The organism is Oceanobacillus sp. FSL W7-1281 (assembly GCF_037969835.1).
GTDB lineage: Bacteria > Bacillota > Bacilli > Bacillales > Amphibacillaceae > Oceanobacillus > Oceanobacillus oncorhynchi.
In genome coordinates this window covers 3,972,873-3,988,930 of sequence record NZ_CP150214.1, presented here as the reverse complement: position 1 = coordinate 3,988,930, position 16,058 = coordinate 3,972,873, and the positions used below count along the sequence as shown (strand labels likewise).

General features: G+C 36.0%; 16 protein-coding genes and 1 pseudogene. 6 read left to right on the top strand and 11 right to left on the bottom strand.

Annotated elements, in window-relative coordinates; genetic code table 11:
- Positions 1–46: 46 nt before the first annotated feature.
- From MKX55_RS19575 to MKX55_RS19555, 5 genes are read right to left on the bottom strand one after another with little or no spacing between them, the layout of a single operon-like run.
- Positions 47–1,120 (bottom strand): SIS domain-containing protein, encoded by a 1,074-nt coding sequence (locus MKX55_RS19575; protein WP_339234327.1) that lies wholly within the window; start codon positions 1,118–1,120, stop codon positions 47–49.
- A 14-nt stretch (positions 1,121–1,134) separates the two neighbouring features.
- Positions 1,135–1,956 carry a PTS system mannose/fructose/sorbose family transporter subunit IID gene (locus tag MKX55_RS19570; RefSeq protein ID WP_212928950.1) on the bottom strand — a complete coding sequence of 274 codons (822 nt, stop codon included), beginning with the start codon at positions 1,954–1,956 and terminating at the stop codon, positions 1,135–1,137.
- Positions 1,956–2,702, bottom strand: a complete 747-nt coding sequence (locus tag MKX55_RS19565; protein WP_212928949.1) for a PTS sugar transporter subunit IIC — start codon at positions 2,700–2,702, stop codon at positions 1,956–1,958. Before MKX55_RS19565 ends, MKX55_RS19570 begins: the two co-directional genes overlap by 1 nt.
- A 24-nt stretch (positions 2,703–2,726) precedes the next feature.
- Entirely contained in the window at positions 2,727–3,194 is a 468-nt protein-coding gene (locus MKX55_RS19560; protein ID WP_339179959.1) for a PTS sugar transporter subunit IIB, read from the bottom strand.
- Positions 3,194–3,616: a PTS sugar transporter subunit IIA gene (locus tag MKX55_RS19555; protein WP_212928947.1), complete on the bottom strand. Its 423-nt coding sequence runs from the start codon at positions 3,614–3,616 to the stop codon at positions 3,194–3,196. Before MKX55_RS19555 ends, MKX55_RS19560 begins: the two co-directional genes overlap by 1 nt.
- 317 nt (positions 3,617–3,933) lie before the next feature.
- Here MKX55_RS19555 and MKX55_RS19550 point away from each other — a divergent pair, with 317 nt between their 5' ends.
- From MKX55_RS19550 to MKX55_RS19530, 5 genes are all read left to right on the top strand, one after another.
- On the top strand, positions 3,934–4,242 hold the full coding sequence (locus tag MKX55_RS19550) for a PTS sugar transporter subunit IIB (protein WP_042529758.1): 309 nt from the start codon (positions 3,934–3,936) through the stop codon (positions 4,240–4,242).
- Between the two features lie 21 nt (positions 4,243–4,263).
- Entirely contained in the window at positions 4,264–5,547 is a 1,284-nt protein-coding gene (gene celB / locus MKX55_RS19545; RefSeq protein ID WP_193064632.1) for a PTS cellobiose transporter subunit IIC, read from the top strand.
- Positions 5,548–5,863: 316 nt separating this feature from the next.
- A complete protein-coding gene (locus tag MKX55_RS19540) occupies positions 5,864–6,172 on the top strand; it encodes a PTS lactose/cellobiose transporter subunit IIA (protein ID WP_193064633.1) in 309 nt (102 codons plus the stop codon).
- Positions 6,173–6,182: 10 nt separating this feature from the next.
- A complete protein-coding gene (locus MKX55_RS19535) occupies positions 6,183–7,571 on the top strand; it encodes a glycoside hydrolase family 1 protein (protein WP_256705077.1) in 1,389 nt (462 codons plus the stop codon).
- Positions 7,572–7,869: 298 nt separating this feature from the next.
- On the top strand, positions 7,870–9,792 hold the full coding sequence (locus tag MKX55_RS19530; RefSeq protein WP_193064635.1) for a BglG family transcription antiterminator: 1,923 nt from the start codon (positions 7,870–7,872) through the stop codon (positions 9,790–9,792).
- Positions 9,793–9,963: 171 nt separating this feature from the next.
- Here the strand turns inward: MKX55_RS19530 and MKX55_RS19525 are convergent, their stop codons facing one another.
- On the bottom strand, positions 9,964–10,443 hold the full coding sequence (locus MKX55_RS19525) for a GyrI-like domain-containing protein (protein ID WP_339234319.1): 480 nt from the start codon (positions 10,441–10,443) through the stop codon (positions 9,964–9,966).
- Between the two features lie 111 nt (positions 10,444–10,554).
- Here MKX55_RS19525 and MKX55_RS19520 point away from each other — a divergent pair.
- Positions 10,555–11,512 (top strand): annotated as a pseudogene (locus tag MKX55_RS19520) (HTH domain-containing protein).
- Between the two features lie 172 nt (positions 11,513–11,684).
- Here the strand turns inward: MKX55_RS19520 and MKX55_RS19515 are convergent.
- From MKX55_RS19515 to MKX55_RS19495, 5 genes are all read right to left on the bottom strand, one after another.
- Positions 11,685–11,912 carry a hypothetical protein gene (locus MKX55_RS19515; RefSeq protein WP_193064638.1) on the bottom strand — a complete coding sequence of 76 codons (228 nt, stop codon included), beginning with the start codon at positions 11,910–11,912 and terminating at the stop codon, positions 11,685–11,687.
- Positions 11,913–11,915: 3 nt separating this feature from the next.
- Positions 11,916–13,265 (bottom strand): TRAP transporter large permease subunit, encoded by a 1,350-nt coding sequence (locus MKX55_RS19510; RefSeq protein WP_339234317.1) that lies wholly within the window; start codon positions 13,263–13,265, stop codon positions 11,916–11,918.
- 22 nt (positions 13,266–13,287) lie between these two features.
- Positions 13,288–14,151 (bottom strand): DUF1932 domain-containing protein, encoded by an 864-nt coding sequence (locus tag MKX55_RS19505; RefSeq protein WP_339234315.1) that lies wholly within the window; start codon positions 14,149–14,151, stop codon positions 13,288–13,290.
- A 16-nt stretch (positions 14,152–14,167) separates the two neighbouring features.
- Positions 14,168–14,842 (bottom strand): RraA family protein, encoded by a 675-nt coding sequence (locus tag MKX55_RS19500; protein ID WP_193064641.1) that lies wholly within the window; start codon positions 14,840–14,842, stop codon positions 14,168–14,170.
- Between the two features lie 167 nt (positions 14,843–15,009).
- Positions 15,010–15,861 (bottom strand): MurR/RpiR family transcriptional regulator, encoded by an 852-nt coding sequence (locus MKX55_RS19495; protein ID WP_256705074.1) that lies wholly within the window; start codon positions 15,859–15,861, stop codon positions 15,010–15,012.
- Positions 15,862–16,058: the final 197 nt, after the last annotated feature.

Sequence of the window (16,058 nt, the reverse complement as noted above, 5' to 3'; positions counted from 1 at the left end):
AGTTATTGCAGCGTATCCGTGGCGGAAGATACGCTGCAATGCCCTATTATGATTTGCTCTTCATCAGCTGATGGAAATTTTGGAATTTAGAAACTGCAGGATCAATTCCTTTTTCATTTGCTAATACAGCAGATAGAAGCTGTAGAGGAATAATATATTCAAAGACACTAAATATTGAATCTTCATCTCTGGAAATAATCAAATCTTTCTGAGAAGCATTTGTTTTTTCACTTCCTATCAAATAACAATGGTTTGTAACTTTACTCAGAAATTCTTCCAATGCTAGTAATCTTTCCCGGTTCTCATGCTCGGATGCTAGAAAAATAAAGTTACTATCTTCACTGACGCAATTATACACACCATGCATATACTCTTCCATCTCATACCCGATGACTGGAACCCTTACCGTTTCTAGAAGCTTTAATGCCCCTTCTAATACTGTGGCATAATGGGACCCGTACCCGATAACCATGATTTCACGGGCGTTTGTCAATTCATCTTTGATTTGATAAACCCATTCTTCTGAAGCATGAACAATTTCATCCAGCTTGTCGAAAGTTTTCTTCATTCTTGCCAAATAGTTATTGTACTTCTCGTCACTTAGTAACTGATTATACTCGCTAAATTCTAATGAGAATAACATTAAGGTAAGGATGGATGCTACATATCCTTTCGTTTTTGCTCCAGCCTTTTCCTGGTCCCCTACTTCAATAGGTAAATAATAATCAGATATATCGGCCAGATTACTATCTTTATATTCTGAAATTCCAACTGTCGGGATATTCATTTTCTGTGCACGTTTTATCCCATTTATCGTAGACAGACTGCTGCCTCCCTGTGAAATACCTAAAACAAGATTGTTTTTGCTGTCCGATATTTTTTCTTGCATAAAATGGGTGGGATAAGTTGGGTGAACCTCCCAATTAGTTACTTCTTCTATTAGTGGCTTGGCAGCTACTGCCGCATGATAAGAAGTCCCTGAACCGATAATATATACATTTCTCACTTCTTTATCTACAGATGGAATCACAGATCCTACAATCTTTTTTCTGTTTTCGAGTAAATGGAGCAGTACTTCCTTTTCTTCCAAAATATATTGATGCATTAAATTAACAGTCATTTTCAATTCCTCCTTTAGAAAATACCTAAAACTGAACTCACAATTCCTATTACAATAATTCCTAACATAATATAGTTCACTTTGACGCTTTTCTTTAATAGATAAAGTATAAATAAGGTTAGACCAAGCGGTATCATTTTTGGCATAATCTCATCTAGTGTATCTTGCAGGTTTACTTCACTGCCTTGCATGCTGAAAGAAAGGGGAGTGGACAGATCAATCAACGTTCCTGTCATTGCTCCTATCACAATCAAACCTAGTACCGATGCACTTAAAGATATTTTTTCAAATTGTCCTTTTTCCTGAATCTTGTCTAACAAGTCTGTTCCTTTATTAAACCCTACGAAAGTTCCGTAGTATCTGGCTAAAAAATGCGGAACATTATATAATACCAGGAATAAAATAGGGCCTAACATATTTCCATCGCTGGCCAGAGAAATGCCTATACCGGCAGCGATGACTCTAAATGTTCCCCAAAAAAATGAATCACCTATACCAGCAAGCGGCCCCATTAATGCTACTTTAATATTGTTTATTGTGGTTTTATCAAAATTCTCTTTGTCTTTTGCGTTCTTTTGCTCCATGGCTCCGGATATGCCCATAATGAAGCTGGATACAGCTGGGGTCGTATTAAAAAATGCCAAATGCCGTTGATACGCTTCAGCTCGTTCTTTGCTATTAGGATACAATTTAATTAATAGCGGAATTAATGAATAAAGGTAGCCTAGAGCCTGCATCCGTTCATAAGTAAAGGAACCCTGAAGCGTGAAAGAACGCCAGAACACTTTTCTTAAATCTTTTTTAGTAATCTCGCCCGGTTTGTTTTGTTCTTCCATTACAAAGAAACCTCCTCTTCATCAGACTTATCTAACTGATAAAGTATTACTGCAATGATTGCTCCGATAATAGCGACCCCGGTGATATCTACGCCAAAGTAAATAGCAATGACAAATCCCAAAAAGAAATAGGGAGAAAGCTTCATACTGAACGTCATTTGAAGTAATAAAGCAAAACCTAACGCCGGAAACATCGAAGCCGCTACCTCTAATCCATTCGTAATAAAAGCAGGGATGTTATTAACAAAAGCCTCAACTGTTTCTGAACCCAACATAATCCCTAAAAAATTCGGCACAAATCCATTTAAGAAGAATAAAGAGATACCCAGCCAATGCATAAGGGTTATCTTTCCTGTTTCTCCTTGTTTGGCGTAACGGTCAGCGCGGTGAATGAAAAAAGTATTTACCGTCCGAACCAGAATTCCTAAAGACTGTGCTAAAATAGCAATTGGTACAGCTAGGGCCAGGGCAACTTCTGGACCGCTATCGGTCATAATGGCAAATGCTGTTCCTAACACTCCGCCAGTAGTGACATCAGGGGGAGTAGCTGAACCAATGCCTACTATCCCCATCCAAACTAATTCCAGTGTTGCGCCTACAATAATTCCTGTTTGCAGGTCCCCCAGAATCAGACCTACCACTGGACCAAGTACTAATGGACGCTCAATCATGGTCTGTCCAAAAATTCTGCCATCCAGGATTCCAACTGCTCCAACAAGTCCTATCAATATCGCTTCCAGCAGCATTTTCTTCCTCCTTCCAAAGCGTTTTTAAACAAGGTTTTTAAATAATTTTTTTGTATCGTTGGGAACTTGGCGAACCTCTACTTCGATTTTTTCTTCAATGGTCTTTAAATTTTTAATGTCCTCGTCATCTACTGCCACCGCTCTGGAAATTAATTTCTTTCCTTCTGCCATTCGAATCCCTCCAATATTAATACTTTTGATATTATTAGAGGCATCTACAAGGCTTTTTGCGTCTTTAGTAGAATCAATGATGACTAACGCTTTCATTTTTGGGTTGTCCAATTTTGGTAAATCTTTGATAGCGTCTTCAACTGATTTAATATAAAGCTTGGCACTTGGTGGCTTAGCCATTTTTAAAGCCATTTGTTTCGTTTTATCCTGAGCAGCATTATCGTTCGCCACCAAGATGATATTGATGTCATAGTGCTTTGACCAGGCAAAAGCTACCTGCCCATGTAATAACCGATCATCGATTCTTACCAGTTTAATCATCAGAATTCCATCCTTTCCTGTTCCTGCCTTTCGACAACTTCATTAACGTAGACAATCCCTTCTTTTCCTTGATAGATACTTTTGTGAATAAGTTGTTTGAGACTAATATCTTCGTTGTTACTGATTAATTCAATAGCCACTGGGAGATTGGTTCCGGTTAGAACATGAATATTTTCCTTCGTCATCCATTCGGCCATTAAATTAGTAATGCTTCCGCCTAAAATATCTGTGAGCACTACATATTCCGTATCAGATTCTTGCTTAGCAACTATTTGTTGTAATTGTTCTTGAATGGATGCTGTACTTGTATTTGGATTCATTTTAATAGAGTGCATATTTTCTTGCTGACCCAATATCATCTCTATGGAATATACAAATGCTTCCGATAGATAGCCGTGTGTTGCGAATATAAAACACCTCATTCGTTCACCTCCTTTGCTTTTACCTAGCAAAAAACATGCCAAGATAGTGTGTATTAAAGGGTTTAGTGTTGGTTATGTTCGTTGGATGTTGTAGAATCAATGTTTGAGAAGCTGAAGAATTTTTATATATGGCAGAGCGTAGGCAGATGTAGCAAGATTTGTGCAACACTGGAGAGTGTAGATGTTTTTTGTGCATCTTAATGTATTTCCCCTTCAAAGAGGAAAAACAATGTGTTTAGTTGTAAGCGTTTTAGAATTACTATAAGGATAGTTTCACAAAACATTATTTTAATAAAACACTTTAGGAGGAATTATAGATGAAAAAAATATTATTAGCATGTTCAGCAGGTATGTCAACAAGTCTATTAGTTAAAAAAATGGAGGAAGCAGCAGAAGCTAAAGGAATTGAAGTAACTATCTGGGCTGTTGCACAAGATAAAGCACCAACTGAAATGGAAAAGGCAGATGTTCTTTTGATTGGCCCGCAAATGAGATTCATGAAGAAGAAGTATACTCCTGTGGCAGAAGAAGTTGGAATTCCATTAGATGTTATTGATCCAATGACATATGGACGTGTAGATGGGGAAGCTGTTTTAAATCAAGCATTAGAATTGATTGAAAAATAACCGTCAAAGGAGGGGTAATAAATGAATAAGTTTATGGAGTTTTTGGAAAATATTCTGTTGCCGATTGCGGATAAATTAAACAACAATAGATATTTAACAGCTTTACGTGATGGGTTCATGGTTGCGTTACCATTTATTATTTTCGGTTCCATTTTCGTTGTTTTGGCAAATCTTCCATTCTTAGATAGGTTAATTGGAGAAGAAGCGTTTGCAACTTACCAAAATGCATTAGCACCAGCATCAGAATCAACGTTAAGCCTCATGGGATTATTTGTTATCGTAGGTATTGGTTATAAGTTAACGCAGCGATACGGTTTGGAAGCTATTTATGGTGGTACAGTTGCCATCGCATCATTCTTAATATTAACACCACAAGTTCTTGAAGGAGTGGCTGGTGCTATCCCGGCTGTAAGCTTAGGTGCGGAAGGTATGTTTTTGGGAATTGTTACCGCATTCGTTTCCGCTGAGTTATATAGATTTTTCACTCAAAAAAATTGGACAATTAAAATGCCGGCTGGAGTACCAGATCAGGTTTCTAAATCATTTAGTGCATTGATTCCGGTTGCTTTGACATTATCCATCTTTTTAGTTCTCAGAATTGTATTCAGCTTTACTCCGTTCGATACGATACAGAATTTTATTTATACGCTTATTCAAGAGCCACTGACTGCACTAGGCAGCGGTTTACCAGCAACAATTATTGCTGTTCTTTTAATTCAAGTATTTTGGTTCTTTGGATTGCACGGTCAGATTATTATAAACTCTGTATTTGACCCAATCTGGTACGCTTTAAATAATGAAAATCTACAAGCATTCCAAGCTGGTCAAGAAATACCAAACGTTGTAACCAAACAGTTTATTGATACCTTCTTAGTTGGTATGGGCGGAACTGGTATGACGTTAGCAGTTATCATTTTAATCTTAATAATAGGTCGAAGCAGGCAGATGAAAGAACTTGGCAAACTAGGTGCACCAGCAAGTATATTTAATGTAAATGAACCAATCATCTTTGGGCTGCCAATTGTTATGAATCCGTTATCTCTCATTCCTTGGATTCTTGCACCAGTTGTTGTAACGATTATAACGTACTTTGCGATGTCAACGGGTATCGTACCAAAACCAGCAGGAATTATTGTGCCATGGACTACGCCGCCGCTTCTCAGTGGATTCTTGGCGACAGGAAATGCGTGGCAGGGGGCAGTATTGCAAGCATTTAACTTAATAGTCGTAATGATAATCTGGTGGCCTTTCCTTAAGATTATTGATAAAAGCTATTATGAAAATGAGAAGAAAAGCAGCAAATAAAAATAAAGCACCATTGTCTATTTATTAAAAAATGGATTAAAGCAATCTTTTTGGAGCATAAAGAGAATCACAAGCAGAAGTGATTATCGCTATAAGAATATAATTGCGACTGAACATCCAGCTGATTGTCAATTGAGCAATCTTCTTTATCATAGTGAAAGAGGGTGAAATTTACTAAATGCTGGATATGTACGTCGCTATATATAAAATGAATATAAATTATTAATCTAACAAGAAAATGGTCCTAGCGGTAAAAACGGGATCAATCCTATTTATAAAATATAGGATGTCAGCTATTGAAAAGAGGGGAAAGTGCATGAAAAATATTACAGAAATTGCATTTCAAATTATTTTATATGCAGGAAATGGTCGCTCTAGTGCAATGGAAGCCATTCAAGAAGCGAAAGAAGGAAACTTTGAAGAAGCAGAAAGTAAATTAATTGAAGCGGGTGAGGAACTAAATAAAGCACATGAATTTCAAACAAACCTGCTTCAAGGAGAAGCTAATGGAAAAAGTACTGAAATCAATATTATTTTAATCCATTCACAAGATCATTTAATGAATGCTATGACTGTTCGTGATTTAGCAACAGAGATCATTGAATTATATCATCATAATAATTAGGAGGTATATCATGACTGTACAATACAAGTTCCCGGAAGGATTTTGGTGGGGAAGTGCAGCATCAGCAACACAGACGGAAGGTGCTGCAAATAAAGATGGAAAAGGAAAAAACATCTGGGATTATTGGTATGAAACAGAACCCAATCGTTTTTATGAAGGGGTAGGACCAGAGACCACCTCAGACTTTTACCACCATTATAAAGAAGATATCCAATTAATGAAGGAAATTGGGCATAATACATTTCGTCTGTCTATTTCTTGGTCTCGTCTAATCCCAGGTGGACGTGGGGAAGTAAACCACGAAGCTGTGAAATTTTATAATAATGTCATTGATGAATTAATTGCTAATGGTATTGAACCTTTTGTGAATTTATACCACTTTGATATGCCATATGAGTTACAAGAAGAAGGAGGGTGGGAAAGCAGATCAGTTGTTGATGCATATACAATGTATGCCCGTGAAGCATTCCGGTTGTTCGGTGATCGTGTTTCTAAATGGTTTACATTCAATGAACCTATTGTACCAGTAGAAGGCGGTTATCTTTATGATTTCCATTATCCTAATATAGTAGATGGAAGGCGTGCAGTACAGGTTGCTTATCATACGATGATTGCTCATGCTCAAGCAGTTGAGGCTTTCCGTGCTTCAGGAATGAGAGATGGAAAAATAGGTATCATTTTAAATCTGACTCCATCTTACCCGCGAAGTCAACATCCTGCTGACATAAAAGCATCACGTATTGCAGACTTATTTTTTAACCGTAGTTTTTTAGATCCGGCTGTGTTGGGAGAATATCCTGAGGAATTAATTGAAATATTAAAGGAGTATGGTCAATTACCCATCACTGAAAATGGTGATAAGGAACTTGTCAAAGCTAACACTGTTGATATTCTAGGTGTTAACTATTATCAACCACGCCGTGTGAAAGCGAAAGAGCATTTACCAAATCCATATAGTCCTTTTATGCCAGACTGGTTCTTCGATAACTATGAAATGCCGGGTAGAAAAATGAACCCATACCGTGGATGGGAAATCTACGAAAAAGGAATTTATGATATTATGATTAACTTAAAGGAGAACTATGGAAACATTGAATCCTTTGTCTCTGAAAATGGAATGGGAGTTCAAGATGAAGCACGATTCTTGGAAAATGGAGAAATTCAGGATGATTATCGTATTGAATTTATTCAGGGACACTTAAAATGGCTGCATAAATCAATTCAAGAGGGATGTAATGCTAAGGGATATCATTTATGGACCTTTATGGATAACTGGTCGTGGATGAATGGTTATAAAAACCGTTATGGTTTCTTCTCCGTTGATTTAGAAACTAAAAAACGTACACCGAAGAAAAGTGCACATTGGATTAAAGAGGTTTCCGAAAATAATGGTTTTTAGTAAGAGAACTCTATTAAAAAACGACGCAGCGGTCCGCTTTCTTTAGATTGTTTGTAAGTGTCCACTTTGAAATGTTTTCTGTGGATTTAAATACGGAATCAGGAACGCTTTTTCTCAGATAATTGTTTGGCATTTATAATTGAGATTGTGAAAACTTTAAAGTTTGCTATGTGGTTCTAAAAAAAAATATAGGTAAAGGTTCTGGTTCTATGTTTGAGTCAGGACCTTTATTGTTAAAATAATTTATATAAAAGAAATAAATATATTTACACACCCGAAAGTAAGGTGAAGTAAAAAGATGTTAGAAAATAGGATGAAAATGATATTACGAGAATTAATGGCAGCAGAAGCTCCTGTAGCAGGGAGGTATCTTGCTGCCGTAAATCATGTCACAGTCAGAACAACAAGGGAAGATATGAAAGCCCTCTCTAGCTTGTTAAAAGAGCATGGTGGAACGATTGAATCGTTAAAAGGGAAGGGTTATCAGCTGAAGGTTATCGATGAACAATACTTTCGTAACTTTTTAAAAGAAATATCAAGTCATGATCAAACCGTCGGCGAGTATGTTCCGCGGACACCTGAGGAACGAATAAAATATATTATCATTCGTCTCTTACTTAATCAAGATTATATTAAGTTAGACGATCTAGCAGAAGAAATGTATATTAGCAGGTCTACCATTCAAAATGATTTAAAGCATGTGAGAGTAATACTGTCTGCATATGAAATTGACTTAGATGTACGTCCGAATTATGGTTTGAAGGTGAAAGGGGATGAAATGAAGATTCGTTTTTGTATGTCTGAATATATATTTGACCGAAAGGAAGAAATGGGGGAACAATTGGGAGATTTACATTTAACAAGCTTTGATCAAAAGTTGTTAAATGTATTTTTGCAAATAATTATGAATCAAATTAATTTTCATCAAATCACTCTTTCAGACATTGCATTGAATAATTTGCTAGTGCATATTGTTATTGCCTATAAACGAACTAAAAGTGGACATTATGTAAAACTATATAATATGGACGTACAGGATATTTTGAAACAGAAGGAATATAAAGTAGCTCAGGAGATTGTTAAGGAAATAGAGGAAAAGTTAGAGATTACATTTCCTCAAGCTGAGGTAGCTTATATTACACTTCATTTGCTCGGGACAAAAATGCTTTCTCAAGCAAATAACGCGGTAGAAGAAGTGATTGATGAGAATATTCTCTGTTATGTTTCTAGAGCGCTGGATAAAATAGATCAAGAATTTAATTTGGGAATAAAAGACGATAAAGAATTGATTTTTGGGTTAAGCCTTCATCTAAAACCAGCAGTAAATCGATATAAGTACGGTATGAATATCCGCAATCCGATGTTGGAAGAGATAAAAAAGAATTATCCGCTGGCATTTGAAGCAGCTATTTCAGCCGGGCTGACAATTAGCGAAGAAATGGGAGCAGAAATAGATGAGAATGAAGTCGGCTATATTGCACTTCATATAGGGGCGGCGATAGAAAGAAGAAAGCTGATGTCTGGACCAAAGCGTTGTTTAATTGTTTGTGCTTCGGGCTTTGGTACAGCTCAATTAATTTATTATAAATTGAAAAATCAATTTGGTAAAGAACTGGATGTTGTTGGCACGACGGAGTATTATAAATTACGTAATTATAATTTAAATAATATTGATTTTATTGTTAGTTCTATTCCGATTTCTGGTGAAATTTCGGTGCCGGTAATTCAGGTAAATGCTATTCTAGGGGAAAATGATTTAATTAAAATTGGACAATTTGTAGAGGAGAAAAGCCAATCTATAAATACCTATTTTAATGAAAATTTAATGTTTTTTCGAAAAGAGTATCAAACAATGGATGAAGTTTTAAGCTTTCTTAACAATGAATTGATTAAGAAGGGCCTCGTAGACGATACATTTATAGAAGCAGTTTATGAAAGAGAAGAGGTTGCCCCTACCTCATACGGCAATTTAGTAGCTATACCACATCCAATAACTCCGAAAACGGAGAAAACTTTTTTAACTATATGTACGTTAGAAAAACCGATTAAATGGAAAGATAAACCAGTACAATTTATTTGCCTTTTATGTGTCAAAAAATATTCTCAGGAAGACCTGCAGGGAATGTATGAAATGCTTGGAGAGATAATTGATAATAGTACGTTAGTTAAGAGATTGATAAAAGCCAGAAATTATAAAGAGTTTGTTGAAAATTTGAAGTAATGGGATGTTTTAATGTATCTCATTATAAACTAACATTGATAAGATTAAAGAAAAAAGATTGTAGAGATAAAATGTAAGAAGAATGCTTTTGTATAGGTAAGTAATAATTAATCAAACAACCCGTCTGTATACACAGGCAGGTTGTTTGGAATCTAATCTGTCAGAACACTATTACTTCCGCACTACAGGAATCCACATTTCACCAAATACCTTACCGCCCCGCTGTCCCATCTCAACAGAGGTATTTGGTCCGCCGACATACGCAACATCCTGTGCTGCCGGCAGAGCCTCGCCAAAAGCCGTACCAGTAAGTGTCTCATGCAGGACTTCAGCTGTCTCCGCTTCTCCTTTGACAACAACATATTCCCCTTGAGGAAATTGAATCACCCTTGTCGCATCAGGTAAAGTCTCTTTTGTCAGCACACCGACATAATGCATCATTTTGTTATTTACCGCTTCATTCACAATAAAAACAGACTCATTTTCAGCAACGCTTTTTAACTTATCAAGCGTTCCATCCTCATTTACTTTATTCCAGAAATCCGCTTTTTCCTGATTGATGCCCATATAATCTGTATAATCACTCTTTAGATCTGTTCCAAAGCCTAATACAACAAAGCTGTCTTTTTCTTCTAACGTATAATTTGCCATACTTAAAACCATCCTTTTTTAGAAATTGTATCAAATGTGTTGTCTTTTCATTTGATAAGTTTATACTATCCTTAAATTATGTCAAAAAATGATACTGTTTAGGAGGATATCATGAAAAAAGTGGAGCGGGTCAATATCATCATGCGCTATATCAATAATCGTTCTCGTTTTACCATCTCAGAAATCATGCAGGAATTTAATATTTCTCGTTCTACTGCTATTCGAGATATCAAAGAGATTGAAGCGATGGGAATGCCGCTTGTTGCTGAAGTTGGAAGGGACGGAGGTTATTTCGTTATGAATAATTCTGTCTTGCCAACTGTTCGTTTTACCGATAATGAGATAAAAGCGCTTTTTCTTGCTTTTATGGCTACCAGAAATCAGCAGCTTCCCTATTTAAAAAGTCGCCACTCCTTGGCTGAAAAATTACTTGGTCTTATCTCTGAAAATCAACAGGATGATCTGATGCTTTTAAATCAAATCCTCTTATTTGAAGGTACGAACCCGAATAATCCTGATCTGCTTGACCTGTCTGATTTGCCTCATCCGATGTTGGAGCAGCTTATCCAGCATATTCTTATGGACAGTTATTTATGGATTACTGTACAGGAAGGGGAGGAGTGTAAATCCTATCCGATTTATCTTCTGCATCTTTACCGGGAGAAAAGCTACTGGTTGATGGAAGGCTTCCATTTGGAGGAGGAAAAGACACAGATTATTCCTGTAGATCAGCTTACTGATATTCGCACCTATCCTGTTAAGCATAGGATGAGCAGGAAAAAGATTTTGGAAAAGCAGCGCAGCCAGAAAGAAGAGATTAATCTCATGCTTGAACTGGGGCCAAAGGCGATTGCTCAATTTAAAAAGTACCATCCGCTGACTGTTTCTATTTCTTATACTAATCCTTACCAGACTCGGGCGCGTTTAAACACGTTTGTTGATGTGAGAAAAGAGGAGGAGGTTAGTGAGATGGTGAATTGGCTGCTTTTTCTTGGGGGATGATGTTGAGGTTAGGGAAGCACCAAGGAAGGTTTTAGAGGAAGTGCGGAGGAGAACGATGATGTGGTAATGAAAGAAAAGATTAATACAGAATATAGCTAAGGTGCTTACTCATCATATTTTCTTTAAAACAGGGCAGGTTTTCCTTTCCTCATTAAATTCTCCGATTTTAAGGATAGCCTGCCTCATTTTTGGGATTCCAATTCATTTACACAAATGATTTCTCATCATCTTTGTCAAGATTAATCCGATTTCCCTTTATATTTTGGAAAGTAACCCAATATAAATGCAATACCTGAAAATACTGCAGCTAATATAATTGCGGTTCTTAGTAATAAATCGCTGACATTTATCATTAATTCTCCATTACCAATTATTAATCCAAACAATTGTGTTAAAACCATAATCAATGCAGTCAAAATGGATAGTATTAGACTTACTATAAAAGCTTTTTCTAGAAATTTTTGCAATTTTTATCCTCCCCAAATTGGTAAAATTCCCATTCCTATTAACCATCCTATTATTACAACAGGAACGGCATAATAAAGAATTAACATACCAAATGTTTTTTCAGGCTTCGCACCTACTATGCCAGATGCAATATAAATTGATCCCGAAGCTGGCGGCATTTGTGCTGATGTTGAAGCAAATGTAATCACTGCAACAGCAGCAATTAAAGGTGAGAATCCGCTTGCAACTAATATCTCATATGAAACTAAACCTACAGCTGTTAAAGTACCCGTTGATGTTAAAGGTCCTGCTATAATCGTAATTCCTATGCCCAATAGTAATAATGTTAACCATGCTGGAGAATTTAGGGCATCAATAAATTGTGCGATATTATCAGAGAGTCCGAGTTTCGTTAAAACCTCGCTTGCTGCTACAGCAAAGAAAATAAGTGCACCAATTACTGTAAATCGAGGTATGGATTTTTGTATAAATTCCATGAACTCTTGGCTGGAATTTGGTAACGCTTTCTTTCCTAATAAAAAAGCGATAGCAATCATCAGGGTTGGTATCCAAACAACAATATCAATACTATCGATTGCTTCTTCTCCTATAGAAGGGTTATTAATCAAGCTATCTGATAAAGGCCCAATAGTAAGCATTAATGGAATAATTGCACCTAAATAGATAAATATGGATGACCATCCCTTTTTTAACGAAACACTCAATGGTTCAAGCGATTCAGAAGGGAAAGCTTTTATATTTTGTTTTTTAACAAAGAATGTTATCATAACTGCCCTATGAATAAACTGATAAGCCCCGGCTATAAAGAGAGCAATATAATATTCACCAACAGAAACAGCTGCTGCAACTGGGGCAAATCCTAAAACAATAAACATCGATGTAGTAGGAGGCAGGACAGAAGCCATTCCTCCGTTACCAACCATGACGGTTGCAGCTATTTCTTTGTTCCATTTATTTTTAATCATCCATGGTCCTGTAATTGACCCAGTTGCAGCGGTATTCCCTGAATCTCCCCCAGACAGGGTTCCTAGAGCGGAGGAACCGATAGCATCCATAAAGGCAGGTGCCCCCGGCAGTCTCCCTACAAGTGAATTTAATATCCCAAGTAATTTATCTACAATTCCTAATTTATCTATTACATAGGCCATAAATACAAATGCAATGGCAGCATATAATACTGAAAAAGTCGAAGCAAACGTAATTCCCTGTACAAATAAGTTAACAGCGTCCTTACCGCCTAATAGTAGTATTGCCAAAAACCCTATTAAAGCAGCTTCCCCTAAATTTCTCTTTAATTTAACACTCCATAATATAAGTATTACAACAAATATCACTAATGCTAATATCCCCATTTTAAACCTCCTTCGATTAAGGTTAACTATTTAATGCATGGATAACTTTCTTCCAATCCAATTTTTCTTCAGACTTTAATTTTTCATCTAATTTTGCTCGTGTAATATATTCAAGTTTAGATTTCGTACCATTTGTCATATAAGGCTCTACGCCATTCCTTTTCATAAATTCTATTACATTCTCCATTTCTTTTTCTCTTCGTTTAGAATGCGTTACATTGCTTTTTATATATCTCTCTACAATTTCTTCAAACGGATCTCTGTCCATTGTTGAAGTAATTGAATCAAGTATTTCGTCTTCCAGTTCCAGTTTTTCAGCTGTCTCCATTACTTCATACAATAATGTGGAAAGGCCTTTGGTAAAAATACTGCGGATAAATTTAAAGTTTGTTGCATCTCCGACTTTTTCGCTAATGCAGGTTAAATTCATATCGAATTTTTGCCCCCAATTAACAAATTCGTTCCCATTAGTTCCGCTAACTAACATAGGTACTTTATGTCCGTATACCTTTAAAGCGCCCATAATAGCTGCATCAATTAAATTTAATCCTTTTTTATCCAGCTTTTCAGCTATCGTCTTTTTTTCTTCGGCACTCGCTGTTGTCAAATCAACATATAAAGTGGATGTGTCTAAAGAATCTATTATAGAATTCCAGACTTCTACTGCATTGTTAGCTGGAACTGCCACAAATAAAATATCAATAGATTTTCTGACTAACTCTTTAGGTGTATTAATAAAGCTTAACGTTGTAACTTCTGAAATATCCTTTGATTCTGATCCATGAAATAAAGGGTCAAAAGCATAAATAGTATCCACGTTATATTCACTGATACTTTTCGTGATTTCACGACCGACTTCACCGTATCCAATAAATCCTATATTCAAATCCAACACTCCATCTCTATTGACTATTATTTTTTATTGCGTCTCTTAACCAAGCAGGCTCTAGCGCAGAAGTATCATTATGTTGTTCGTTTAAATTAAATTCCATAATCTTTTGTAATCGTTTGTTTTCATACGCCAGCTTTTTTTCAGCTGATATTATAGATTCTTCTATTTTTTCGTGAGGAATAATGACAACGCCATCTTCATCACCTATTACAAAATCACCTGAGTGAACTTGGATGCCCCCGCAGCTGATTGTGTCATCGAAGGTTCCAGGTCCATTTTTACGCGGACCAGTCGGCACAAATCCTTTAGAATATATTTGTATATCCATATCCGATAAATCTTGTTTATCTCTAACTAGTCCATCAACAATTATTCCTTTTATTCCCATTTTTTCAGCTGCTGCAGCCATTAAATTACCTAGGCATGCTGCATAAGTAGAACCCTTACAATCCACGACCAGTATATCGCCGGGATTAGACTCATAAATCGCATAGTGTAAATATAAATTATCTCCTGGATAAACGGACACGGTTCTTACTTGACCAACCAGCGGTTCTTTATAATTTACAGGCTTGATATGATAATCCATTACATTCTCATAATTCATACTGTCAGCAAGTAATGTAGAACTTAATTCTCTCAATTTAGTGAGTATCGTTTCTTTCTCATTATACTGTTTAGACATAATCAAAACCCCTTAGTAAAATTTATTACATTTTTAATATAAAGTGTAATATTTATTACAATATAGCATGTCTGATCATTTGTGTAAACCCTTTCAGTAATTTAAAAATAAAAAAAGCTTTTCACACCACATAAAAAATAGTGTGAAAAGCTTTAGAATATGAATTGCTAATCCTTAGCATGGTAATGGATACTTTTAAGAATTTCATCGACTTTATCTAAGCGATCTGAATCTCTATTAGATGCTTGAATAGCTAATGCGTTTATGATGTAGTCTACAGCTACAGCTGCTGCAATCGGTGAATTATGAAATGCTAAACTATTTGCATCACATGTTATGACTACATCAGCATAGTCAACAATTGGAGAAGAATAATTATCTGTAATTGTAACTATTTTAACACCTCTTGCTTTAGCCGTTTTTATAAAATCATTAATCCGTTTTGCGTATCTCGGAAAACTTATGGCAATAAGTAAATCATCTTCGTCCATGGAAACCACTTCATCTACCCAATCTGACGTATCCGCTACCATAAGCCTGCAATTTCCTTTAATTCGATTTACGTTCTGAGTTAAAAACTGGCCGACAGGAAGCCCGCTGCGCACGCAGGTACAATAGACATGTCTGGCTTGCGTTATCAATTGAACAATATCATCCAATAAGGCCTTATCAACGTGGCTGCTAAGCGTTCTTAACTGATTAATATAATAATCAATTGTTTGTGCCCAGAGTTCTCCTTCTTCTACATTTTTTAGATTAGATTCTAATCGGGCGTGAGGAGATGCCTTATCTCTTAAATTATCTTGCAAATCATGTTGAAATTCTGAATATCCCACATATCCCAATTTACTCGTGAATCTCATTATTGTAGTTGTACTCGTTCCGACCTTTTTTGCTAATTGATTGATTGTATCAAAAGAAACTTCTGATGAATTTTTAATTATGTAGTCAGCAACTTTTCTTTCCGAATTCGTGAGATTTACAATGTTCTTCTTTAATTTATTTATCACGTTTTCCATCATATCACCATCAATATTTGTAGTTATTCACATGTATTACTAAATCAGGTATTCATGAATATTACGCTACTTTCTTAATTATCCGTGACCCCGCGTCAAGCTAGTATATATTAGCATACCAATTTTACGATAAAACAACAAGATGACACAGATGAAAAGAGCTTAGAAAAAATTTTATAAACACACATTGGAATAAA

Bases quoted from the DNA above. Each gene is read 5' to 3' on its own strand.
- celB (WP_193064632.1), top strand. From the start codon at position 4,264: ATGAATAAGTTTATGGAGTTTTTGGAAAATATTCTGTTGCCGATTGCG.
- MKX55_RS19560 (WP_339179959.1), bottom strand. From the start codon at position 3,194: ATGATTAAACTGGTAAGAATCGATGATCGGTTATTACATGGGCAGGTA.
- MKX55_RS19500 (WP_193064641.1), bottom strand. From the start codon at position 14,842: ATGTCTAAACAGTATAATGAGAAAGAAACGATACTCACTAAATTGAGA.
- MKX55_RS19495 (WP_256705074.1), bottom strand. From the start codon at position 15,861: ATGGAAAACGTGATAAATAAATTAAAGAAGAACATTGTAAATCTCACG.
- MKX55_RS19535 (WP_256705077.1), top strand. From the start codon at position 6,183: ATGACTGTACAATACAAGTTCCCGGAAGGATTTTGGTGGGGAAGTGCA.
- MKX55_RS19575 (WP_339234327.1), bottom strand. From the start codon at position 1,120: ATGACTGTTAATTTAATGCATCAATATATTTTGGAAGAAAAGGAAGTA.
- MKX55_RS19555 (WP_212928947.1), bottom strand. From the start codon at position 3,616: ATGAGGTGTTTTATATTCGCAACACACGGCTATCTATCGGAAGCATTT.
- MKX55_RS19550 (WP_042529758.1), top strand. From the start codon at position 3,934: ATGAAAAAAATATTATTAGCATGTTCAGCAGGTATGTCAACAAGTCTA.
- MKX55_RS19565 (WP_212928949.1), bottom strand. From the start codon at position 2,702: ATGCTGCTGGAAGCGATATTGATAGGACTTGTTGGAGCAGTTGGAATC.
- MKX55_RS19525 (WP_339234319.1), bottom strand. From the start codon at position 10,443: ATGGCAAATTATACGTTAGAAGAAAAAGACAGCTTTGTTGTATTAGGC.
- MKX55_RS19510 (WP_339234317.1), bottom strand. From the start codon at position 13,265: ATGGGGATATTAGCATTAGTGATATTTGTTGTAATACTTATATTATGG.
- MKX55_RS19530 (WP_193064635.1), top strand. From the start codon at position 7,870: ATGTTAGAAAATAGGATGAAAATGATATTACGAGAATTAATGGCAGCA.
- MKX55_RS19570 (WP_212928950.1), bottom strand. From the start codon at position 1,956: ATGGAAGAACAAAACAAACCGGGCGAGATTACTAAAAAAGATTTAAGA.
- MKX55_RS19540 (WP_193064633.1), top strand. From the start codon at position 5,864: ATGAAAAATATTACAGAAATTGCATTTCAAATTATTTTATATGCAGGA.